The sequence below is a fragment of the Lactobacillus johnsonii genome, from assembly GCF_013487865.1.
Taxonomy (GTDB): domain Bacteria; phylum Bacillota; class Bacilli; order Lactobacillales; family Lactobacillaceae; genus Lactobacillus; species Lactobacillus johnsonii_A.
The window spans coordinates 1,642,155-1,665,199 of sequence record NZ_CP047409.1 but is presented as its reverse complement, the minus strand read 5'-3'; the positions used below and the strand labels follow the sequence as shown (position 1 = coordinate 1,665,199).

Sequence of the window (23,045 nt, the reverse complement as noted above, 5' to 3'; positions counted from 1 at the left end):
TACCATATTAAAAGATGGTATAAATGGAGGATTACCCAAGTCCGGCTGAAGGGAACGGTCTTGAAAACCGTCAGGCGGGTTCTGCCCGCGCGTGGGTCCGAATCCCACATCCTCCTTAATCATCGCGGGATGGAGCAGTCTGGTAGCTCGTCGGGCTCATAACCCGAAGGTCATAGGTTCAAATCCTATTCCCGCAATATGGTCCCTTAGTGTAGTGGTTATCACGCCTCCCTGTCACGGAGGAGATCACCGGTTCGAGTCCGGTAGGGACCGTAAATGGCTCGATAGCTCAGTTGGTAGAGCAAAGGATTGAAGCTCCTTGTGTCGGCGGTTCGATTCCGTCTCGCGCCATTCTGGAGGCCTAGCGAAGTGGCTAAACGCGGCGGTCTGTAAAACCGCTCTCTCTGAGTTCGGTGGTTCGAATCCACTGGCCTCCATTAAATAGGGATATCGTATAAAGGTAGTACATCGGTCTCCAAAACCGCTAGTGTGGGTTCAATTCCTACTATCCCTGTTTTTAATATTATGGCGGAATTGGTGAAGTGGTTAACACACCGGTTTGTGGATCCGGCATGCGTGGGTTCGATCCCCACATTCCGCCCTAACATTGGGATATAGCCAAGTGGTAAGGCAATGGACTTTGACTTCATCATGCGTTGGTTCGAATCCAACTATCCCAATTTGTTAATGATCAGAGGTTGGCGGTGTAGCCAAGTGGTAAGGCACGGGTCTGCAAAACCCTAATCATCGGTTCAAATCCGATCACCGCCTTCGCCTGAATTTCCTGATTAATTTCATTTATGGCGGTGTGGCGGAATTGGCAGACGCGTCAGACTCAAAATCTGGTGTCCCCTGGGACGTATCGGTTCGACCCCGATCACCGCTATTTATTCAGACATTCTGGCAAAAAGACGTGAGTTAATTCTCACGTCTTTTTTTTATCCAAAATTGCAACTCCTTTCTACTAACTTTATAATGTTCTTTAATGGAGGTATTTTTATATGAATATTGGGTTATTTACCGATACTTATTTTCCTCAGCTTTCTGGGGTCGCAACTTCAATTCAAACTTTAAAAAATTCTCTTGAAGCGGATGGACATTCTGTCTTCATTTTTACTACAACTGATCCTCATTTAGGAAAGGGGACTATTGAGCCAAATATTTTCAGAGTTAGCAGTGTACCTTTTGTATCTTTTACAGATAGAAGGATTGCAGTTAGAGGTTTATTTCAGGCGACAAAAATTGCTAAAGAAGTAAAATTAGACATTGTTCATACTCAAACTGAGTTTGCAATGGGCATGATTGGAAAATACGTTGCGCATTCGTTAGATATTCCCGCTATTCATACTTACCATACTATGTATGAAGATTATTTACATTATGTGTTAAATGGACATCTATTGAAGCCATATCATGTTAAACAAATTACGAAGGCTTATCTACATAAGATGGATGGGGTAGTGGCACCAAGTCAGCGTGTAAAAGAAACATTGAAGCGGTATGGAGTTACAATTCCAATGCGTATTATTCCCACAGGGGTTGATTTAACAGCTATCAATGAAAATCCTCGTCGCGATGTTCGAAAGGAATTGGGACTCAATTCAAAAGATAAAGTTATTCTTACACTAAGTAGGGTAGCAGCTGAAAAGAAAATAGATCAAATCTTAGATGTTTTACCTGAGATTTTGGAAAAAGAGCCTAACGTAAAGTTTGTAATTGCCGGCGATGGTCCTGATGTACAGCCGCTAAAAGATCAAGTTGCTCGACTTTCTTTAGAAGACTATGTAACTTTTGCAGGTAGTGTCGAACATAGTGATGTTGGAAATTATTATCGTATGGCTGACTTATTCGTATCTGCAAGTGATACTGAAACGCAAGGGTTAACCTATATTGAGGCATTAGCCGCTGGAACAAAAAGTGTAGTGTATAGTACCGATTACACAGAGAATGTTTTTGATAATAAAGAATTGGGTTGTACTTTTAAAACAAAGGATGAAATGAAAAGTGAGATTCTTGGCTATCTAAAAGAAAATCAATTTACGATTCCTGAAGATATAAAGAAAAATAAATTAGTGGATGTATCAGCAGCTACTTTTGCACATAAAATAGAAGGTTTTTATCAGGATGCAATCCAGAACAAACAAACAACTGAGGTAAATTATGATTAGAATTAATATGTTTTCCCAGGCTGATTCAGTTCAGGGACAGGGTGTGGGATCGGCTTACAAAGAACTAGTGCGCTTACTTAGAACCCGCTTAGTAGAAGATTTTTATGTAACGGTTAATAAATATGGAGCAAGTGATTTAACTCATTACCACACTATCAATCCTACTTATTTTGCTAACAGTTTTTTACCTAGTCGTGGAAGAAAAATTGGATATGTGCATTTTCTGCCGGAAACATTAGAAGGATCTGTTAAGCTCCCTGAACCAGCAAAAAGTATCTTTTATAAGTACGTTATTGATTTTTATAAAAGAATGGATCAGATAGTAGTAGTTAATCCAATCTTCATTGACAAATTGGTGAAGTATGGAATTAGCGAAAAAAAGGTAAAATATATTCCTAATTTTGTAGCAAAAAGTGAATTTTATGAGCAAAGTCAAGTACAAAAAAATGCCTTTAGGAATAAATTGCATATTCCGTTAGATAAGTTTGTAATTGTTGGAGATGGACAAGTTCAAGAAAGAAAAGGTGTGGATGACTTTGCGAAGTTAGCAGAAGCCAATCCGGATATTCAATTTATTTGGGCTGGTGGATTCTCATTCGGTAAAATGACGGATGGATATGCTCATTTTAAGAAGTTAATTGATAATCCTCCAAAAAATTTGAAATTTACTGGTATTGTGCCACGAGAAGAATTAGTTAGCTATTTAAACATTGCTGACTTGTTTTTACTCCCATCTTTTGATGAATTATTTCCAATGTCAGTTTTAGAAGCTTTTTCATGTAATACTCCTGTTTTATTACGTGATTTGGATTTATATCAAGCTATTATTGACGGATACTATATGAAAGGTAAGGATTTTATTGAGTTAAATGCTCAAATTAAATCCGTAGTATCAAATCCTAAAAAATTAAAGAGGTATCAAGATTTATCTGCTCAAGCCAGTCAAGAATATTCTGAAGATCATCTTGCTAAAATATGGCATGACTTTTACATGGAACAATATGAAATTGGTAGAAAGTTAGGGCAAATCAAGTAATGAACAAAAAACATTTTATAGGGATGCTGATTGTTCTTTTAATTAGTGGCTTTGTTATTTGGCAGGAATTACGGAAAACACCAATTAAGGCATTATGGGAAGCAAGTAAAAAATTAAATTTAACTTTCTTGCTGTTAGTTTTGTTGGTAATGGTTTTGTCATATGTTTGTGAAGCTGCTATTATTTGGATTTTAGAGCATAAAAAGGGAGATCCACATCGCTCGGCATGGTCTTTTTTTAGAATTCCAATTATTCAAGCTTTATTTAATGCGATAACGCCATTGTCTACCGGTGGTCAACCTTCTCAGTTAGTAGCCATGATTCAGATGGGAATAGAAGGTGGACGGGCGACATCTATTCTGTTAATGAAATTTATAATTTATCAAATTTGCGTTTTATTTGCGTACGTATCGACAATTATTTTTGGTTTTCATATGGTAGTGACCAAATTTTCAGGATTGGCCTTGTTTATTTTAATTGGTTTTATTCTTCATGTAAGTTCCATAATTTTTCTATTAGCAATTATGTTTGCATATCGATGGACAAAAAATACTACTAATTGGGTCATGGATTTACTGGAAAAATTTATGAACAAAAATACTGTTGAAAAATGGCGTAAGAATACGATGGAGAAAATTGAGACTTTCTATGCAGAAGGACAGAATTTAAAACGTGAAAAGAAAAAATTATTAGGGGCCAGTATTTTGACTATTGGTCAACTTCTATGTTTCTATTCAATTCCGTACTTGATCTTGTTAGCGTTAAATTTAACACCTTCTTGGTTAGACGTTACACAGATGAACATTATGATTATTATGTTTATGGCAATTGTTCCAATTCCAGGAGCATCTGGTGGAGCAGAATTTAGTTTTCAGACATTGTTTTCTACTTTTATTCATTCAAATATTTTGTTGACTCTAGGGATGTTCTTATGGCGTTTTACTACCTACTTTTTTGGAATGATTTTAGGGATATTCGGTTGGCTCTTTAAGCCCAAGAAAGTAAAAAGTCATTAAAATTCCTTAAATTTGCTATTTTAATTTATCAAAACCATTTTTTAGTAGTAATATCATGAAAGAACAAAGTTGAGGAGGACTTAGATGGGACGCCTAAAAGCATCATATAATTGGTTAACTAAAACTAAATTAGGCTTTTTCACTGTAGTTGTTGTATTTTTTTGGATAAAAACATATTTAACCTATATAACAAAGTTTAATTTAGGTGTAGTGGGCTCAATGCAAAATTTTTTGCTACTGATAAATCCACTGCCAACTGCTATTTTATTAATTGGAATTGGTTTATTTTTTAAGGGTAGGAAATCCTACTGGATTATGGTCATAATTGATTTTCTTTTATCTCTTTGGCTATTTTCAAATATATTATATTATCGAGAATTTTCTGATTTTTTATCTACTTCTATCATTAAAACATCCGGATCTACTTCTGATAATTTAGGAAAAAGTATTGCGGGCATCACAAAAGGAACAGATTTTTTAGTATTTTTAGATGTAGTTATCATTGTTCTACTAATAGCTCTTAAAGTTTTTAAAATTGATGTTCGACGTCTAAAATTAAAGGTTTCACTTTTAATTGAAGGCTTAGCTGTAGTATTGATCGGTACTAATTTAACTATGGCACAAAAGGATCGTTCTGGTTTATTGACTAGAACTTTTGATAATAACTATATTGTCAAATATTTAGGATTGAATGCTTTTGCAGTATACGATGGAGTAAAGACAGCTCAAAATAATGCAATTATGGCTAAAGCAAACCATAGTGATCTAAAAACTGTTCAGTCGTATATCAAGAAAAATTATATTGCCCCTAATCCGGAATATTATGGCGTGGCAAAGAATAAGAATGTATTGGTAATCCACTTAGAGAGTTTCCAGCAATTTTTAATTGATTATAAGTGGCATGGAAAAGAAGTTACCCCTAACTTGAATAAGTTATATCATGCTAACGATACTATTAGTTTTGATAATTTCTTTAATCAAGTAGGACAGGGTAAGACTTCCGATGCTGAAATGATGCTAGAAAACTCTATTTTTGGTTTACAATCAGGATCTGCTATGTCAAGTTATGGAACATCTAACACTTTTGAAAGTGCTCCAGCTATACTAGGTCAAAAGGCTGGCTACACTAGTGCAGTTATGCATGGTGGGGCAGGTTCATTCTGGAATCGTGATAATGCTTATAAGTCTTTTGGCTACGATTATTTCATGCCTTTATCTTATTATCAAAATAAAAAAGGATATTACTTAGGATATGGAATTAAAGATAAGCTTTTCTTTGATCAGTCGATTAAATATATGGAGCATTTACCACAGCCATTTTATTTAAAGATGATTACGGTAACGAACCACTATCCATATGATTTAGATAAAAAAAATCAATCCATTGATAAAACTGATACGGGTGATAAAACAGTAGATGGATATGTTCAAACTGCTCATTATCTTGATCAAGCAATTGGAGAATTGATGAGCTATCTGAAGAAATCTGGTTTAGAGAAGAATACTCTAATTATGCTTTATGGAGATCACTACGGAATTTCTGGAAATCACCATAAGGCGTCTGCCCAATTATTGGATAAAGATAGCTTTAATAATTTTGATAATCTCCAATTCCAACGGGTACCATTAATGTTCCACATGCCTGGACTTAAGGGTGGTATTAATCATACCTATGGTGGCGAGATTGACGTTAGACCAACCTTATTTAATTTATTAGGAATTAATGACCAAAATATGATTCAGTTTGGACATAGTCTTTTGGCTAAAAATGCTCCACAGATTGTTGCCCAGCGAAATGGTGACTTTATTACTCCAAAATATAGTAAAGTAGAAGGAAGTTATTACTACACGCAATCAGGAAAGCGAATAACTCATCCAAGCAAGAAAGTAAAGGCCCAATTAGCATCCATTTCTAATACAGTAACGACCGAGCTCTCCTTATCAGACCGAGTAATTACAGGAAATCTTTTGCGCTTCTATAAGCCAGATGGATTTGAATATGTGAAGAGAAAAAATTATTCATATAAGAAATCTGATTCATTAAAACGATTGAAAAAGGCTGAGAAGAAGAGTAAGAATAGTGTCTGGTATCAGAATGGCAAAAAGACAACTCAAAGTGATTTCAAGACAGATGCCCCAGAATTGAAAAGATAATTAAAAATTGTGTTAAGTGATTATACTTAACACAATTTTTTTATATCCGAATTTTAAGACTTAAATCTCAATTAAAATAGGAATGAAAAATGATAAATCTGAACAATTAAATTATTAATTAAATGAATATTCGCAATATATATTTTTATTCAAAACCATGTTGACGAAAAGTGAAAAAGCCTGTAAAGTAATACATGCTGTTTGAGGCAAGCGAAAAGAGCGAATAAAAAAGTTCAAAAAAAGTTTGCCAAAGCGAGCAAAAGATGATAATATTATAAAGCTGTCATTTGAGAGAGATGAGAAAATTAAAAAAAGTTCTTGTCAAAGCTTAAAAGACATGATATAATATAAAAGTTGTCACATGACAACGGTAGTACCTTGAAAACTGAACAAAGTTTCGCTGAAAGTGTGCGGGATATAAAAATCCCAAACAAAAGCGAAGTCAATTCGTAAGCAATAAATTTGAGATAACTCAAAGAAAGTTTTAGAGCTAAACGATAAAAAGCTCATTTTCAAAAGGAAAATGAGAGTTTGATCCTGGCTCAGGACGAACGCTGGCGGCGTGCCTAATACATGCAAGTCGAGCGAGCTTGCCTAGATGATTTTAGTGCTTGCACTAAATGAAACTAGATACAAGCGAGCGGCGGACGGGTGAGTAACACGTGGGTAACCTGCCCAAGAGACTGGGATAACACCTGGAAACAGATGCTAATACCGGATAACAACACTAGACGCATGTCTAGAGTTTGAAAGATGGTTCTGCTATCACTCTTGGATGGACCTGCGGTGCATTAGCTAGTTGGTAAGGTAACGGCTTACCAAGGCAATGATGCATAGCCGAGTTGAGAGACTGATCGGCCACATTGGGACTGAGACACGGCCCAAACTCCTACGGGAGGCAGCAGTAGGGAATCTTCCACAATGGACGAAAGTCTGATGGAGCAACGCCGCGTGAGTGAAGAAGGGTTTCGGCTCGTAAAGCTCTGTTGGTAGTGAAGAAAGATAGAGGTAGTAACTGGCCTTTATTTGACGGTAATTACTTAGAAAGTCACGGCTAACTACGTGCCAGCAGCCGCGGTAATACGTAGGTGGCAAGCGTTGTCCGGATTTATTGGGCGTAAAGCGAGTGCAGGCGGTTCAATAAGTCTGATGTGAAAGCCTTCGGCTCAACCGGAGAATTGCATCAGAAACTGTTGAACTTGAGTGCAGAAGAGGAGAGTGGAACTCCATGTGTAGCGGTGGAATGCGTAGATATATGGAAGAACACCAGTGGCGAAGGCGGCTCTCTGGTCTGCAACTGACGCTGAGGCTCGAAAGCATGGGTAGCGAACAGGATTAGATACCCTGGTAGTCCATGCCGTAAACGATGAGTGCTAAGTGTTGGGAGGTTTCCGCCTCTCAGTGCTGCAGCTAACGCATTAAGCACTCCGCCTGGGGAGTACGACCGCAAGGTTGAAACTCAAAGGAATTGACGGGGGCCCGCACAAGCGGTGGAGCATGTGGTTTAATTCGAAGCAACGCGAAGAACCTTACCAGGTCTTGACATCCAGTGCAAACCTAAGAGATTAGGTGTTCCCTTCGGGGACGCTGAGACAGGTGGTGCATGGCTGTCGTCAGCTCGTGTCGTGAGATGTTGGGTTAAGTCCCGCAACGAGCGCAACCCTTGTCATTAGTTGCCATCATTAAGTTGGGCACTCTAATGAGACTGCCGGTGACAAACCGGAGGAAGGTGGGGATGACGTCAAGTCATCATGCCCCTTATGACCTGGGCTACACACGTGCTACAATGGACGGTACAACGAGAAGCGAACCTGCGAAGGCAAGCGGATCTCTTAAAGCCGTTCTCAGTTCGGACTGTAGGCTGCAACTCGCCTACACGAAGCTGGAATCGCTAGTAATCGCGGATCAGCACGCCGCGGTGAATACGTTCCCGGGCCTTGTACACACCGCCCGTCACACCATGAGAGTCTGTAACACCCAAAGCCGGTGGGATAACCTTTATAGGAGTCAGCCGTCTAAGGTAGGACAGATGATTAGGGTGAAGTCGTAACAAGGTAGCCGTAGGAGAACCTGCGGCTGGATCACCTCCTTTCTAAGGAAGGCGAAAGATGATGGAGAGTGCGAGAGCACTAAGAGAAGTCATCGAGAAAGCCAAGCGGAAGCACACTGAGAAACTTTGTTTAGTTTTGAGGGTATTACCTCAAGAGCTAGTACATTGAAAACTGAATATAATCAAAAGCAAAAAACCGAGACAATCGAAAAAACAGATTGAAGAGCGACCGAGAAGAGAGAGAAACTCAACTTGAAATAGGTCAAGTAGAAAAGGGCGCATGGTGAATGCCTTGGCACTAGAAGCCGATGAAGGACGTGACGAACCACGAAAGGCTTCGGGGAGCAGTAAGTAAGCAATGATCCGGAGATATCCGAATGGGGGAACCCAATACCGTGAGGTATTATCATTAACTGTTAAGGTTAATGAAGGAAGACGCAGTGAACTGAAACATCTAAGTAGCTGCAGGAAGAGAAAGAAAAATCGATTTCCCAAGTAGCGGCGAGCGAACAGGAAAGAGCCCAAACCAGCTGGCTTGCCAGTTGGGGTTGTAGGACTGCGATATAGTACTTGAAGTGATAGCAGAATTATCTGGAAAGATAAGCCAGAGAGGGTGAAAGCCCCGTACGCGAAATTGCAGAGAGACTTAGCAGGATCCTGAGTAGGTCGGGACACGAGGAATCCCGATTGAAACCGCGAGGACCATCTCGCAAGGCTAAATACTAACTAGTGACCGATAGTGAACCAGTACCGTGAGGGAAAGGTGAAAAGAACCCCGGAAGGGGAGTGAAAAAGAACCTGAAACCGTGTGCCTACAAGTAGTCAGAGCACATTAAAGTGTAATGGCGTGCCTTTTGTAGAATGAACCGGCGAGTTACGTTATGGTGCAAGGTTAAGTCAGAAAAGACGGAGCCGGAGCGAAAGCGAGTCTGAATAGGGCGAAAGAGTATCATGACGTAGACCCGAAACCAAGTGACCTACCCATGACCAGGTTGAAGGCGTGGTAAAACACGCTGGAGGACCGAACCCACGTGAGTTAAAAATCGCGGGGATGAGTTGTGGGTAGCGGTGAAATTCCAAACGAACTTGGAGATAGCTGGTTCTCTCCGAAATAGCTTTAGGGCTAGCCTCGTGTGAATGATAATGGAGGTAGAGCGCTGTTTGGACTAGGGGCCCGTCAGGGGTTACTGAATCCAGATAAACTCCGAATGCCAGATATCAATGCACGGGAGTCAGACTGCGAGTGATAAGATCCGTAGTCGAAAGGGAAACAGCCCAGATCACCAGTTAAGGTCCCCAAATCTATGCTAAGTGGAAAAGGATGTGGAGTTGCGTAGACAACTAGGATGTTGGCTTAGAAGCAGCCACCATTTAAAGAGTGCGTAATAGCTCACTAGTCGAGTGACGCTGCGCCGAAAATGTACCGGGGCTAAGCATAGTACCGAAACTGTGGATGCATATATTATATGCGTGGTAGGAGAGCGTTCTAAGTGCGGCGAAGTTAGATCGAGAGGACTAATGGAGCGCTTAGAAGTGAGAATGCCGGTATGAGTAGCGAAAGATAGGTGAGAATCCTATCCGCCGAAAGACTAAGGTTTCCTGGGGCAGGCTCGTCCGCCCAGGGTAAGTCGGGACCTAAGGTAAGGCCGAGAGGCGTAGCCGATGGACAACAGGTAGATATTCCTGTACTGAAATTGTTCGATATGAGCAAAGGAGGGACGCAGGAGGCTAATGACGCATGTTGCTGGAAATACATGTGCAAGCAGTAAGAAAAAAGATGAGTCAAATGCTTGTCTTTAGATTTCAAGCTGTGACGCGGAGCGAAATAAAAGTAGCGAAGGTCATGATGTCACACTGCCAAGAAAAGCTTCTAGCCAGAACAATTTTACCCGTACCGCAAACCGACACAGGTAGTCGAGTGGAGAACACTCAGGTGAGCGAGAGAACTCTCGTTAAGGAACTCGGCAAAATGACCCCGTAACTTCGGGAGAAGGGGTGCTGATAGTAAAATATCAGCCGCAGTGAATAGGCCCAAACAACTGTTTATCAAAAACACAGGTATCTGCAAAATCGTAAGATGACGTATAGGTACTGACACCTGCCCGGTGCTGGAAGGTTAAGAGGAGAGCTTAGCGCAAGCGAAGGTTTGAATTGAAGCCCCAGTAAACGGCGGCCGTAACTATAACGGTCCTAAGGTAGCGAAATTCCTTGTCGGGTAAGTTCCGACCTGCACGAAAGGTGTAATGATTTGGGCACTGTCTCAACGAGAGACTCGGTGAAATTATAATACCCGTGAAGATGCGGGTTACCCGCGACAGGACGGAAAGACCCCATGGAGCTTTACTGTAGCTTGATATTGAGTATTTGTTAAACATGTACAGGATAGGTAGGAGCCAGAGAAAGTAGGACGCTAGTCTTACCGGAGGCAATGTTGGGATACTACCCTTGTTTGATGGATCCTCTAACTCACAGAGCTGAGCGTTCTGGAGGACAGTGTCAGGTGGGCAGTTTGACTGGGGCGGTCGCCTCCTAAAGTGTAACGGAGGCGCCCAAAGGTTCCCTCAGAATGGTTGGAAATCATTCGCAGAGTGTAAAGGTATAAGGGAGCTTGACTGCGAGAGCTACAACTCGAGCAGGGACGAAAGTCGGGCTTAGTGATCTGGTGGTACTGCATGGAAAGGCCATCACTCAACGGATAAAAGCTACCCTGGGGATAACAGGCTTATCTCCCCCAAGAGTTCACATCGACGGGGAGGTTTGGCACCTCGATGTCGGCTCGTCGCATCCTGGGGCTGAAGTCGGTCCCAAGGGTTGGGCTGTTCGCCCATTAAAGCGGCACGCGAGCTGGGTTCAGAACGTCGTGAGACAGTTCGGTCCCTATCCGTCGTGGGCGTAGGAAATTTGAGAGGAGCTGTCCTTAGTACGAGAGGACCGGGATGGACATACCGCTGGTGTACCAGTTGTCTTGCCAAAGGCATCGCTGGGTAGCTATGTATGGAAGGGATAAGCGCTGAAAGCATCTAAGTGCGAAGCCCCCCTCAAGATGAGATTTCCGATGCGAAAGCAGTAAGACACCTTAAAGACGATGAGGTAGATAGGCTAGGAGTGGAAGCATAGCGATATGTGGAGCGGACTAGTACTAATCAGTCGAGCACTTGACCAAAGCTCAAAGGTTTAAAGGCTAGAGATTATATTCAGTTTTGAGTGTAAAAGCTCAGAAAGAGTACGGTGGCGATGGCAAGAAGGATACACCTGTTCCCATGCCGAACACAGAAGTTAAGCTTCTTAACGCCGAGAGTAGTTGGTGGGAAACTGCCTGCGAGGGTAGGCAGTCGCCGTGCTAAATGGAGGATTAGCTCAGCTGGGAGAGCATCTGCCTTACAAGCAGGAGGTCACAGGTTCGAGCCCTGTATCCTCCATTGAGTCGTTAGCTCAGTTGGTAGAGCATCTGACTTTTAATCAGAGGGTCGGCAGTTCGAGCCTGCCACGACTCATTGGCCCAGAAAAAACTCAAGCGGGTGTGGCGGAATTGGCAGACGCGCTAGATTTAGGTTCTAGTGTTTTCGGACGTGTGGGTTCAAGTCCCACCACCCGTACCATGCCGATTTAGCTCAGTTGGTAGAGCATCTGTCTTGTAAACAGGGGGTCGAAGGTTCGAGTCCTTTAATCGGCATAAAAATTGAATAAAAATGCGGAAGTAGTTCAGTGGTAGAACACCACCTTGCCATGGTGGGGGTCGCGGGTTCGAATCCCGTCTTCCGCTTATCATTATCATGCCGGGGTGGCGGAACTGGCAGACGCACGGGACTTAAAATCCCGCGGTTGGTGACAACCGTACCGGTTCGATTCCGGTCCTCGGCATATAATGATGCACCCTTAGCGCAACTGGATAGAGTGTCTGACTACGAATCAGAAGGTTGAAGGTTCAAATCCTTCAGGGTGCACACTTCGGGAAGTGGCTCAGTTTGGTAGAGCACCTGGTTTGGGACCAGGGGGTCGCAGGTTCGAATCCTGTCTTCCCGATTGTAGCTTAATAAGAAGGAAGTTACAGATGGCGGTGTAGCTCAGCTGGCTAGAGCGTCCGGTTCATACCCGGGAGGTCGAGGGTTCGATCCCCCCCGCCGCTATAGAGGTAAGCTTGGACCTTTAGCTCAGTTGGTTAGAGCAGACGGCTCATAACCGTCGGGTCGTAGGTTCGAGTCCTACAAGGTCCATAGGATCTTGGCTTTTTTTATATAAAAACATCGCGGGATGGAGCAGTCTGGTAGCTCGTCGGGCTCATAACCCGAAGGTCATAGGTTCAAATCCTGTTCCCGCAATATGGTCCCTTGGTGTAGGGGTTATCACGCCTCCCTGTCACGGAGGAGATCACCGGTCCGAATCCGGTAGGGACCGTAATGGCTCGATAGCTCAGTTGGTAGAGCAAAGGATTGAAGCTCCTTGTGTCGGCGGTTCGATTCCGTCTCGCGCCATTAGGAAGCAAGAAGTTGCGGGTATAGTTTAGTGGTAAAACGAAAGCCTTCCAAGCTTTAGTCGCGAGTCCGATTCTCGTTACCCGCTTCAAAGGAAAGGGGCCTATAGCTCAGCTGGTTAGAGCGCACGCCTGATAAGCGTGAGGTCGATGGTTCAAGTCCATTTAGGCCCATTGGAGATTTACTCAAGTGGCTGAAGAGGCGCCCCTGCTAAGGGTGTAGGTCGGTTTATACCGGCGCGAGGGTTCGAATCTCTCAATCTCCGCTTTACAGATATGCTTCATTAACTACCTTAATGAGGCATTTTATTTTCCTTTGATTAAAATCTGTAAAGTAATACATGCTGTTTGAGGCAAGCGAAAAGAGCGAATAAAAAAGTTCAAAAAAAGTTTGCCAAAGCGAGCAAAAGATGATAATATTATAAAGCTGTCATTTGAGAGAGATGAGAAAATTAAAAAAAGTTCTTGTCAAAGCTTAAAAGACATGATATAATATAAAAGTTGTCACATGACAACGGTAGTACCTTGAAAACTGAACAAAGTTTCGCTGAAAGTGTGCGGGATATAAAAATCCCAAACAAAAGCGAAGTCAATTCGTAAGCAATAAATTTGAGATAACTCAAAGAAAGTTTTAGAGCTAAACGATAAAAAGCTCATTTTCAAAAGGAAAATGAGAGTTTGATCCTGGCTCAGGACGAACGCTGGCGGCGTGCCTAATACATGCAAGTCGAGCGAGCTTGCCTAGATGATTTTAGTGCTTGCACTAAATGAAACTAGATACAAGCGAGCGGCGGACGGGTGAGTAACACGTGGGTAACCTGCCCAAGAGACTGGGATAACACCTGGAAACAGATGCTAATACCGGATAACAACACTAGACGCATGTCTAGAGTTTGAAAGATGGTTCTGCTATCACTCTTGGATGGACCTGCGGTGCATTAGCTAGTTGGTAAGGTAACGGCTTACCAAGGCAATGATGCATAGCCGAGTTGAGAGACTGATCGGCCACATTGGGACTGAGACACGGCCCAAACTCCTACGGGAGGCAGCAGTAGGGAATCTTCCACAATGGACGAAAGTCTGATGGAGCAACGCCGCGTGAGTGAAGAAGGGTTTCGGCTCGTAAAGCTCTGTTGGTAGTGAAGAAAGATAGAGGTAGTAACTGGCCTTTATTTGACGGTAATTACTTAGAAAGTCACGGCTAACTACGTGCCAGCAGCCGCGGTAATACGTAGGTGGCAAGCGTTGTCCGGATTTATTGGGCGTAAAGCGAGTGCAGGCGGTTCAATAAGTCTGATGTGAAAGCCTTCGGCTCAACCGGAGAATTGCATCAGAAACTGTTGAACTTGAGTGCAGAAGAGGAGAGTGGAACTCCATGTGTAGCGGTGGAATGCGTAGATATATGGAAGAACACCAGTGGCGAAGGCGGCTCTCTGGTCTGCAACTGACGCTGAGGCTCGAAAGCATGGGTAGCGAACAGGATTAGATACCCTGGTAGTCCATGCCGTAAACGATGAGTGCTAAGTGTTGGGAGGTTTCCGCCTCTCAGTGCTGCAGCTAACGCATTAAGCACTCCGCCTGGGGAGTACGACCGCAAGGTTGAAACTCAAAGGAATTGACGGGGGCCCGCACAAGCGGTGGAGCATGTGGTTTAATTCGAAGCAACGCGAAGAACCTTACCAGGTCTTGACATCCAGTGCAAACCTAAGAGATTAGGTGTTCCCTTCGGGGACGCTGAGACAGGTGGTGCATGGCTGTCGTCAGCTCGTGTCGTGAGATGTTGGGTTAAGTCCCGCAACGAGCGCAACCCTTGTCATTAGTTGCCATCATTAAGTTGGGCACTCTAATGAGACTGCCGGTGACAAACCGGAGGAAGGTGGGGATGACGTCAAGTCATCATGCCCCTTATGACCTGGGCTACACACGTGCTACAATGGACGGTACAACGAGAAGCGAACCTGCGAAGGCAAGCGGATCTCTTAAAGCCGTTCTCAGTTCGGACTGTAGGCTGCAACTCGCCTACACGAAGCTGGAATCGCTAGTAATCGCGGATCAGCACGCCGCGGTGAATACGTTCCCGGGCCTTGTACACACCGCCCGTCACACCATGAGAGTCTGTAACACCCAAAGCCGGTGGGATAACCTTTATAGGAGTCAGCCGTCTAAGGTAGGACAGATGATTAGGGTGAAGTCGTAACAAGGTAGCCGTAGGAGAACCTGCGGCTGGATCACCTCCTTTCTAAGGAAGGCGAAAGATGATGGAGAGTGCGAGAGCACTAAGAGAAGTCATCGAGAAAGCCAAGCGGAAGCACACTGAGAAACTTTGTTTAGTTTTGAGGGTATTACCTCAAGAGCTAGTACATTGAAAACTGAATATAATCAAAAGCAAAAAACCGAGACAATCGAAAAAACAGATTGAAGAGCGACCGAGAAGAGAGAGAAACTCAACTTGAAATAGGTCAAGTAGAAAAGGGCGCATGGTGAATGCCTTGGCACTAGAAGCCGATGAAGGACGTGACGAACCACGAAAGGCTTCGGGGAGCAGTAAGTAAGCAATGATCCGGAGATATCCGAATGGGGGAACCCAATACCGTGAGGTATTATCATTAACTGTTAAGGTTAATGAAGGAAGACGCAGTGAACTGAAACATCTAAGTAGCTGCAGGAAGAGAAAGAAAAATCGATTTCCCAAGTAGCGGCGAGCGAACAGGAAAGAGCCCAAACCAGCTGGCTTGCCAGTTGGGGTTGTAGGACTGCGATATAGTACTTGAAGTGATAGCAGAATTATCTGGAAAGATAAGCCAGAGAGGGTGAAAGCCCCGTACGCGAAATTGCAGAGAGACTTAGCAGGATCCTGAGTAGGTCGGGACACGAGGAATCCCGATTGAAACCGCGAGGACCATCTCGCAAGGCTAAATACTAACTAGTGACCGATAGTGAACCAGTACCGTGAGGGAAAGGTGAAAAGAACCCCGGAAGGGGAGTGAAAAAGAACCTGAAACCGTGTGCCTACAAGTAGTCAGAGCACATTAAAGTGTAATGGCGTGCCTTTTGTAGAATGAACCGGCGAGTTACGTTATGGTGCAAGGTTAAGTCAGAAAAGACGGAGCCGGAGCGAAAGCGAGTCTGAATAGGGCGAAAGAGTATCATGACGTAGACCCGAAACCAAGTGACCTACCCATGACCAGGTTGAAGGCGTGGTAAAACACGCTGGAGGACCGAACCCACGTGAGTTAAAAATCGCGGGGATGAGTTGTGGGTAGCGGTGAAATTCCAAACGAACTTGGAGATAGCTGGTTCTCTCCGAAATAGCTTTAGGGCTAGCCTCGTGTGAATGATAATGGAGGTAGAGCGCTGTTTGGACTAGGGGCCCGTCAGGGGTTACTGAATCCAGATAAACTCCGAATGCCAGATATCAATGCACGGGAGTCAGACTGCGAGTGATAAGATCCGTAGTCGAAAGGGAAACAGCCCAGATCACCAGTTAAGGTCCCCAAATCTATGCTAAGTGGAAAAGGATGTGGAGTTGCGTAGACAACTAGGATGTTGGCTTAGAAGCAGCCACCATTTAAAGAGTGCGTAATAGCTCACTAGTCGAGTGACGCTGCGCCGAAAATGTACCGGGGCTAAGCATAGTACCGAAACTGTGGATGCATATATTATATGCGTGGTAGGAGAGCGTTCTAAGTGCGGCGAAGTTAGATCGAGAGGACTAATGGAGCGCTTAGAAGTGAGAATGCCGGTATGAGTAGCGAAAGATAGGTGAGAATCCTATCCGCCGAAAGACTAAGGTTTCCTGGGGCAGGCTCGTCCGCCCAGGGTAAGTCGGGACCTAAGGTAAGGCCGAGAGGCGTAGCCGATGGACAACAGGTAGATATTCCTGTACTGAAATTGTTCGATATGAGCAAAGGAGGGACGCAGGAGGCCAATGACGCATGTTGCTGGAAATACATGTGCAAGCAGTAAGAAAAAAGATGAGTCAAATGCTTGTCTTTAGATTTCAAGCTGTGACGCGGAGCGAAATAAAAGTAGCGAAGGTCATGATGTCACACTGCCAAGAAAAGCTTCTAGCCAGAACAATTTTACCCGTACCGCAAACCGACACAGGTAGTCGAGTGGAGAACACTCAGGTGAGCGAGAGAACTCTCGTTAAGGAACTCGGCAAAATGACCCCGTAACTTCGGGAGAAGGGGTGCTGATAGTAAAATATCAGCCGCAGTGAATAGGCCCAAACAACTGTTTATCAAAAACACAGGTATCTGCAAAATCGTAAGATGACGTATAGGTACTGACACCTGCCCGGTGCTGGAAGGTTAAGAGGAGAGCTTAGCGCAAGCGAAGGTTTGAATTGAAGCCCCAGTAAACGGCGGCCGTAACTATAACGGTCCTAAGGTAGCGAAATTCCTTGTCGGGTAAGTTCCGACCTGCACGAAAGGTGTAATGATTTGGGCACTGTCTCAACGAGAGACTCGGTGAAATTATAATACCCGTGAAGATGCGGGTTACCCGCGACAGGACGGAAAGACCCCATGGAGCTTTACTGTAGCTTGATATTGAGTATTTGTTAAACATGTACAGGATAGGTAGGAGCCAGAGAAAGTAGGACGCTAGTCTTACCGGAGGCAATGTTGGGATACTACCCTTGTTTGATGGATCCTCTAACTCACAGAGCTGAGCGTTCTGGAGGACAGTGTCAGGTGGGCAGTTTGACTGGGGCGGTCGCCTCCTAAAGTGTAACGGAGGCGCCCAAAGGTTCCCTCAGAATGGTTGGAAATCATTCGCAGAGTGTAAAGGTATAAGGGAGCTTGACTGCGAGAGCTACAACTCGAGCAGGGACGAAAGTCGGGCTTAGTGATCTGGTGGTACTGCATGGAAAGGCCATCACTCAACGGATAAAAGCTACCCTGGGGATAACAGGCTTATCTCCCCCAAGAGTTCACATCGACGGGGAGGTTTGGCACCTCGATGTCGGCTCGTCGCATCCTGGGGCTGAAGTCGGTCCCAAGGGTTGGGCTGTTCGCCCATTAAAGCGGCACGCGAGCTGGGTTCAGAACGTCGTGAGACAGTTCGGTCCCTATCCGTCGTGGGCGTAGGAAATTTGAGAGGAGCTGTCCTTAGTACGAGAGGACCGGGATGGACATACCGCTGGTGTACCAGTTGTCTTGCCAAAGGCATCGCTGGGTAGCTATGTATGGAAGGGATAAGCGCTGAAAGCATCTAAGTGCGAAGCCCCCCTCAAGATGAGATTTCCGATGCGAAAGCAGTAAGACACCTTAAAGACGATGAGGTAGATAGGCTAGGAGTGGAAGCATAGCGATATGTGGAGCGGACTAGTACTAATCAGTCGAGCACTTGACCAAAGCTCAAAGGTTTAAAGGCTAGAGATTATATTCAGTTTTGAGTGTAAAAGCTCAGAAAGAGTACGGTGGCGATGGCAAGAAGGATACACCTGTTCCCATGCCGAACACAGAAGTTAAGCTTCTTAACGCCGAGAGTAGTTGGTGGGAAACTGCCTGCGAGGGTAGGCAGTCGCCGTGCTCTTTTTTAATATTCCGGCTTAGCTCAGTTGGTAGAGCACCTGACTGTTAATCAGGTTGTCGTCAGTTCGAGTCTGACAGCCGGAGTAAAGTGATGAGTTAAAGGAAGAATGAAGAATTATCTTTGTTCTTCCTTTTTTTGTATAGTTATTATTTTTCATGAAAAAATCCTCTAGTTTTCTTAACTAGAGGATTTAATATTAATTACTTTTTTTCTGTATAAAGTGAGTTAGACATACTAAAACTGTAAAAATTATTCCTGCACTTATCATTGGAATTCGATAATTTGGAAATATTAGTAACACAATAATCATTGCTATAAAAAATATTAGTACTGCTATATCTGATATTGGATATAACGGCATTCTAAATGTTGGAAGTTCATTCTTTGGTGTCTTTTTACGGTAAGTCATATGAGTCACGATCATAATTGACCAAATTAATAAAAACATACTCGTTGCAGTGGCAGAAATAAAGGTAAAAGCATCCTTTAAAAAGAGATTTAAAAGAGGTGCTAATGCAATTAAAACTGTTGAGAATACTAAAGCATTTTTAGGTAATTGTCGATGATCCAACTTACCTAAATGCTTACTGATTTTGTTTTTACCATTGTAATTTATTGAAAATAATAAACGGCCCGCACTATAGATAAAGCTATTAGTTGATGAAATGGCTGCACTTATAACAACAAAGTTAATTATTGAACCTGCATTTTTTATTCCTGTTGCACCTAATGCTTGGACGAATGGTGAACTTGAAGTTGAAACCTTTGTCCAAGGAATTGCTAATAAGATACTTAGAATTGCAAGCACATAAAATAAAATAATTCGAACAGGCAGTTGGTCAATAGCACGTGTAATAGTTTTCTTTGGTTCTTTTGCTTCAGCAGCAGTTAAACCAATTAACTCAACACCGATGAAACTAAAGATTACCATTTGAAAACCTAATAAAAAGCCTTTCGGACCTTTGGCGAAAATACCACCATCAATCATAATGTTATTCCAGCTAACATGCCCATACTTTGTTGAAGAATTTGTAATTAATAGGTAGAAGACCAGAATAACAAATGCAATAATTGTTACAATTTTAATAATTGCAAAACTAAACTCTAAGTTTCCAAATACCCGTGCTGAAATTAGATTAATAGCTAATAGTACTAATAAAGTAATTAATCCGGGAATCCAACTTTGCAGGTTGGGCCACCAATATTGAAAATAAATCCCTAAGGCGGTAATTTCTGCCATAGCGAGAGTTAACCAACTGAACCAATATAAATATCCTGTTGTTGTTCCAATACTTTTTCCTAAGTATTCTGAAATAAAATCAATATAGGTATTTTTCTTAATATCTGAAAGTATCAGTTCTCCGAGTGCTCTCATTAACAGAAAAAGAAAGAATCCAACTAAGCAATAGATAAAAATTACTGCAGGACCAGCTAGTTCAATACTATTTCCAACTCCTAGAAATAGTCCTGTTCCAATTGTTCCCCCTAATGCAATTAGTTGAATATGGGCATTTGTCAAACTCCGTTTCATAGTTTTAACCTCAGATGATTCTGAGCTATTTTTTGACATTAAAATATAAAACTCCTTTCATAGTTTATTAAAATTTTAACATAAAAATCTATGATAACTGATAAAACGTATAGTTTTTAAGATTTTTTATAAGATTATGAATAAAAAAATTACTTGATAATTTTGTGAAATATTTTTCAATATTATAAAAAATGTAACCGATAACATTATTGAAAACAGTTATTTCTTACTTTTTATCATATTGTGAATTTGTAAAAAGATGCACAAAGTCATTTACAAGTGTTAGATATAAGGACTATACTGTCATTGTTCAAAAAAATATGCCTAGATTTCCGAGTAGGAGGCCCAATTAAATGGTGCAAGATAAAAAGGCGACAAAAGAAGAAAAAGCAATTGATGTAAATAAAATGATTGATGGCTATGTAGAAAAAGCCCATGTTGCTTTAGATGAGATGGCCAATTTTGATCAAGAACAAGTTGATAAAATTTGTGAAGCTATCGCAAGTGCAGGGGAACAGAATAGTTATTTACTTGCAAAAATGGCTGTTGAAGAAACTGGTCGTGGAGTAGTAGAAGATAAGACTATTAAAAATATGTTTGCCAGTGAAAACATTTGGAATAGTCTTCGTCATGAAAAAACTGTTGGCGTTATCGAAGAAGATAAAGAAAAACAATTAATTAAAATTGCAGAACCTAAAGGCGTAATTGCTGGAGTAACTCCCGTTACTAACCCAACCTCAACTGTAATCTTTAAAGCTATGCTTGCTTTAAAAACTAGAAATGCTATTATTTTTGGTTTCCACCCACAAGCACAAAAGAGTTGTGTAAAAACTGGTGAAATTATTCGAGAAGCAGCAATTAAAGCTGGTGCTCCTAAATATGCTATTCAATGGATCGAATATCCAAGTCTTGAAGCAACAAGTACTTTAATGAATCATCCAAATGTTCAAACTATTTTAGCTACTGGTGGTCCTGGAATGGTTAAGGCAGCTTATTCATCTGGTAAACCTGCAATCGGTGTTGGTCCAGGTAATGGTCCTTCATATATTGAAAAGACCGCCAATATTCCAGAATCCGTCTATGATATTGTCCTCTCTAAGACTTTTGATAATGGTATGATTTGTTCCTCCGAAAATTCTGTAGTAGTTGATGAGGATATCTATAACGACGTAAAAGATGAATTTAAGTCTTGGAATTGTTATTTCTTAAAACCAGATGAAATTAAGAAATTCGAAGAAAAATTCATTGATCCTAAGAGAGGAACTGTTGCTGGTCCAGTTGCTGGTCGTTCGGCTTATCAAATTGCAAAATTATGTGGAGTAGATGTACCAGAAGATACTAAGGTAATTATTGCCGAATACAAGGGTGTGGGTAAAAAGTATCCTTTATCTGCTGAAAAGCTTTCTCCTGTATTTACCATGTATAAAGCTAAGGGTCATGAAGATGCCTATAAGATTTGTACCGACCTTCTAAATTATGGTGGGCGCGGCCATACTGCGGGGGTTCATTCTCAAGATGAAAAAGTAATTGATGAGTTTTCAATGAAAATGGATGCATGCCGTATTTTGGTTAACTCTCCAGCTTCAGTTGGTGGCGTTGGTGACTTGTACAACAATATGCTTCCTTCCCTTACTTTAGGGACCGGTTCATATGGTGCTAATACTTTTTCACATAATATTGGTGCTAGAGACTTGCTTAACATTAAGACAGTTGCAAAACGTCGTGATAATATGCAATGGATCAAGGTTCCAAAGAAGACATATTTTGAACATAATGCAGCAAATTATTTAAAGCATATGCCTGATGTTGAAAGATTTTTCATCGTGACTGATGAAGGTGTAGCAAGCAAGTACATTAATGAAATTACTGATATTATTAGTCAACGTCGTGGTAAAAAGAGCTATGAAGTCTTTCAAGCAGTAACTAAGGATCCTGATACTGATATAATTGCTGACGGTGTTCACCGGATGAATATCTTTAAACCGGATGTCGTGATTGCTATTGGTGGTGGATCTGTAATGGCTGCTGCTAAGGCAATGCGATTATTTTACGAAAATCCAGATATGAGTTTTGAAGATGCTTATTCAAAATTTTTAGATATTAGAAAAAGAACGGTAAGATTTCCAAAATATAATGCTATCCAATTAGTATGTATTCCAACTACTTCAGGAACTGGTTCAGAAGTATCACCATTTTCAATTATTAAAGATGCAAAGACCGGAATTAAACACACTCTTTGTGATTATTCTTTAAATCCTGATGTTGCCATTGTTGACGATCAATTTGTAGAAACTATGCCAAAGGAATTGATTGCTCGCTCTGGTTTTGAAGCATTAGCTCATGCAGTAGAAAGTTATGTTTCGACTATGGCTACTGATTTTACTCGTGGCTGGTCGATGGAAGCTATCAAGTTGATTTTTGAAAACTTAGAAAAATCATATAATGGTGATCAAAATGCTAGAAGCAGAATGCATAATGCAGCTACTTTAGCTGGTATGGCATATGCAAATGCATTCTTAGGTGTAGGACATGCAATTGCTCATACAGAATCATCTGAGTTTGGTATTCCAAGTGGCTTAAGTGATGCTATTGCAATGCCATATGTGATTAGATTCAATTCTAAAAAGCCTAGAAAGCTTGCAATGCGCCCACATTATTCAACTTTTAGAGCTGATAAAGATTATGCAGAAATTGCACGTAGTCTGGGACTAAAAGGAAATAGCGACCAAGAACTAATTGATGCTTTAATCAAGAAAGTTGTTGAATTAGGACATGCTGTTGGGATGAAGTTAAGCCTTAAAGCTAATGGAATTAGTGAGGCTGACTTTAATAATAAGGTAGAAAACATGGCTGTTGAAGCTTATGGCGACCAAAACGTTGTAACAAATCCTTCTGCTTTATTGATTAGTGAAATTAAGAATCTAATGAAAGAAACCTACACTGGAAAGGGGATTGAAGCTTAATTTTTTCGTATATCTCTTAAAATATTAATATGAATTCGCACGTAAAAAGGGAAGCAATCTATTGCTTCTCCTTTTTATTTTGATCAAAAACAAAAAGAATGATAATTCTTTACCA

The 23,045-nt window shown here is 41.9% G+C and carries 6 protein-coding genes, 27 tRNA genes and 6 rRNA genes; 38 read left to right on the top strand and 1 reads right to left on the bottom strand.

Annotated features, from left to right (window positions below; genetic code table 11):
* Window positions 1-25 precede the first annotated feature (25 nt).
* The 37 genes from GTO82_RS08110 (at window position 26) to GTO82_RS07930 (ending at window position 18,519) form a co-directional block, all read left to right on the top strand.
* Window positions 26-116: transfer RNA gene (locus GTO82_RS08110), tRNA-Ser, on the top strand.
* A gap of 7 nt (window positions 117-123) precedes the next feature.
* A tRNA-Met gene (locus GTO82_RS08105) sits at window positions 124-197 on the top strand.
* Between the two features lie 3 nt (window positions 198-200).
* Window positions 201-273: transfer RNA gene (locus GTO82_RS08100), tRNA-Asp, on the top strand.
* A gap of 5 nt (window positions 274-278) precedes the next feature.
* Window positions 279-351, top strand: a tRNA-Phe gene (locus GTO82_RS08095).
* 4 nt (window positions 352-355) lie between these two features.
* Window positions 356-437, top strand: a tRNA-Tyr gene (locus GTO82_RS08090).
* 6 nt (window positions 438-443) lie between these two features.
* Window positions 444-514 (top strand) — tRNA-Trp (locus GTO82_RS08085).
* A 14-nt stretch (window positions 515-528) separates the two neighbouring features.
* A tRNA-His gene (locus GTO82_RS08080) sits at window positions 529-601 on the top strand.
* 7 nt (window positions 602-608) lie between these two features.
* A tRNA-Gln gene (locus tag GTO82_RS08075) sits at window positions 609-680 on the top strand.
* Between the two features lie 20 nt (window positions 681-700).
* A tRNA-Cys gene (locus GTO82_RS08070) sits at window positions 701-771 on the top strand.
* A gap of 31 nt (window positions 772-802) precedes the next feature.
* A tRNA-Leu gene (locus GTO82_RS08065) sits at window positions 803-886 on the top strand.
* Window positions 887-1,001: 115 nt separating this feature from the next.
* Window positions 1,002-2,168 (top strand): glycosyltransferase family 4 protein, encoded by a 1,167-nt coding sequence (locus GTO82_RS08060; RefSeq protein ID WP_180873145.1) that lies wholly within the window; start codon window positions 1,002-1,004, stop codon window positions 2,166-2,168.
* Window positions 2,161-3,204: a glycosyltransferase family 4 protein gene (locus GTO82_RS08055; protein WP_180873144.1), complete on the top strand. Its 1,044-nt coding sequence runs from the start codon at window positions 2,161-2,163 to the stop codon at window positions 3,202-3,204. The genes GTO82_RS08060 and GTO82_RS08055 overlap by 8 nt, the downstream gene beginning before the upstream one ends.
* Complete coding sequence (locus tag GTO82_RS08050; protein WP_172476434.1) at window positions 3,204-4,220, top strand: lysylphosphatidylglycerol synthase transmembrane domain-containing protein; 1,017 nt, start codon at window positions 3,204-3,206, stop codon at window positions 4,218-4,220. The genes GTO82_RS08055 and GTO82_RS08050 overlap by 1 nt, the downstream gene beginning before the upstream one ends.
* Before the next feature lie 84 nt (window positions 4,221-4,304).
* Window positions 4,305-6,374, top strand: coding sequence for an LTA synthase family protein (locus tag GTO82_RS08045; RefSeq protein ID WP_180873143.1), 2,070 nt, complete (start codon window positions 4,305-4,307; stop codon window positions 6,372-6,374).
* Between the two features lie 519 nt (window positions 6,375-6,893).
* A 16S ribosomal RNA gene (locus tag GTO82_RS08040) occupies window positions 6,894-8,466 on the top strand.
* Window positions 8,467-8,684: 218 nt separating this feature from the next.
* A 23S ribosomal RNA gene (locus GTO82_RS08035) occupies window positions 8,685-11,587 on the top strand.
* Between the two features lie 61 nt (window positions 11,588-11,648).
* Window positions 11,649-11,765, top strand: a 5S ribosomal RNA gene (rrf, locus tag GTO82_RS08030).
* A 5-nt stretch (window positions 11,766-11,770) separates the two neighbouring features.
* Window positions 11,771-11,843, top strand: a tRNA-Val gene (locus GTO82_RS08025).
* Between the two features lie 2 nt (window positions 11,844-11,845).
* Window positions 11,846-11,918, top strand: a tRNA-Lys gene (locus GTO82_RS08020).
* A gap of 20 nt (window positions 11,919-11,938) precedes the next feature.
* Window positions 11,939-12,023: transfer RNA gene (locus tag GTO82_RS08015), tRNA-Leu, on the top strand.
* 1 nt (window position 12,024) lies between these two features.
* Window positions 12,025-12,097 (top strand) — tRNA-Thr (locus tag GTO82_RS08010).
* 18 nt (window positions 12,098-12,115) lie between these two features.
* Window positions 12,116-12,187 (top strand) — tRNA-Gly (locus GTO82_RS08005).
* Window positions 12,188-12,199: 12 nt separating this feature from the next.
* Window positions 12,200-12,285, top strand: a tRNA-Leu gene (locus GTO82_RS08000).
* Between the two features lie 9 nt (window positions 12,286-12,294).
* A tRNA-Arg gene (locus GTO82_RS07995) sits at window positions 12,295-12,368 on the top strand.
* A 5-nt stretch (window positions 12,369-12,373) separates the two neighbouring features.
* Window positions 12,374-12,447, top strand: a tRNA-Pro gene (locus tag GTO82_RS07990).
* Window positions 12,448-12,477: 30 nt separating this feature from the next.
* Window positions 12,478-12,551, top strand: a tRNA-Met gene (locus GTO82_RS07985).
* A 13-nt stretch (window positions 12,552-12,564) separates the two neighbouring features.
* Window positions 12,565-12,638: transfer RNA gene (locus GTO82_RS07980), tRNA-Ile, on the top strand.
* A gap of 31 nt (window positions 12,639-12,669) precedes the next feature.
* Window positions 12,670-12,743, top strand: a tRNA-Met gene (locus GTO82_RS07975).
* 3 nt (window positions 12,744-12,746) lie between these two features.
* Window positions 12,747-12,819 (top strand) — tRNA-Asp (locus GTO82_RS07970).
* Window positions 12,820-12,823: 4 nt separating this feature from the next.
* Window positions 12,824-12,896: transfer RNA gene (locus GTO82_RS07965), tRNA-Phe, on the top strand.
* A gap of 17 nt (window positions 12,897-12,913) precedes the next feature.
* A tRNA-Gly gene (locus tag GTO82_RS07960) sits at window positions 12,914-12,984 on the top strand.
* An 11-nt stretch (window positions 12,985-12,995) separates the two neighbouring features.
* Window positions 12,996-13,069, top strand: a tRNA-Ile gene (locus GTO82_RS07955).
* 2 nt (window positions 13,070-13,071) lie between these two features.
* Window positions 13,072-13,161, top strand: a tRNA-Ser gene (locus GTO82_RS07950).
* A gap of 400 nt (window positions 13,162-13,561) precedes the next feature.
* Window positions 13,562-15,134 (top strand): 16S ribosomal RNA (locus GTO82_RS07945).
* A gap of 218 nt (window positions 15,135-15,352) precedes the next feature.
* Window positions 15,353-18,255, top strand: a 23S ribosomal RNA gene (locus GTO82_RS07940).
* A gap of 61 nt (window positions 18,256-18,316) precedes the next feature.
* Window positions 18,317-18,433: ribosomal RNA gene (rrf, locus tag GTO82_RS07935) — 5S ribosomal RNA — on the top strand.
* Together the 16S, 23S and 5S rRNA genes with 17 tRNA genes alongside form the textbook arrangement of a ribosomal RNA operon.
* Before the next feature lie 13 nt (window positions 18,434-18,446).
* Window positions 18,447-18,519 (top strand) — tRNA-Asn (locus tag GTO82_RS07930).
* A gap of 113 nt (window positions 18,520-18,632) precedes the next feature.
* Here GTO82_RS07930 and GTO82_RS07925 read toward each other — a convergent pair.
* Window positions 18,633-20,006 carry an amino acid permease gene (locus tag GTO82_RS07925; protein ID WP_180873142.1) on the bottom strand — a complete coding sequence of 458 codons (1,374 nt, stop codon included), beginning with the start codon at window positions 20,004-20,006 and terminating at the stop codon, window positions 18,633-18,635.
* A gap of 314 nt (window positions 20,007-20,320) precedes the next feature.
* On the opposite strand from GTO82_RS07925, the gene adhE reads away from it, so the two are divergent.
* Complete coding sequence (gene adhE / locus GTO82_RS07920) at window positions 20,321-22,930, top strand: bifunctional acetaldehyde-CoA/alcohol dehydrogenase (protein ID WP_180873141.1); 2,610 nt, start codon at window positions 20,321-20,323, stop codon at window positions 22,928-22,930.
* Window positions 22,931-23,045: the final 115 nt, after the last annotated feature.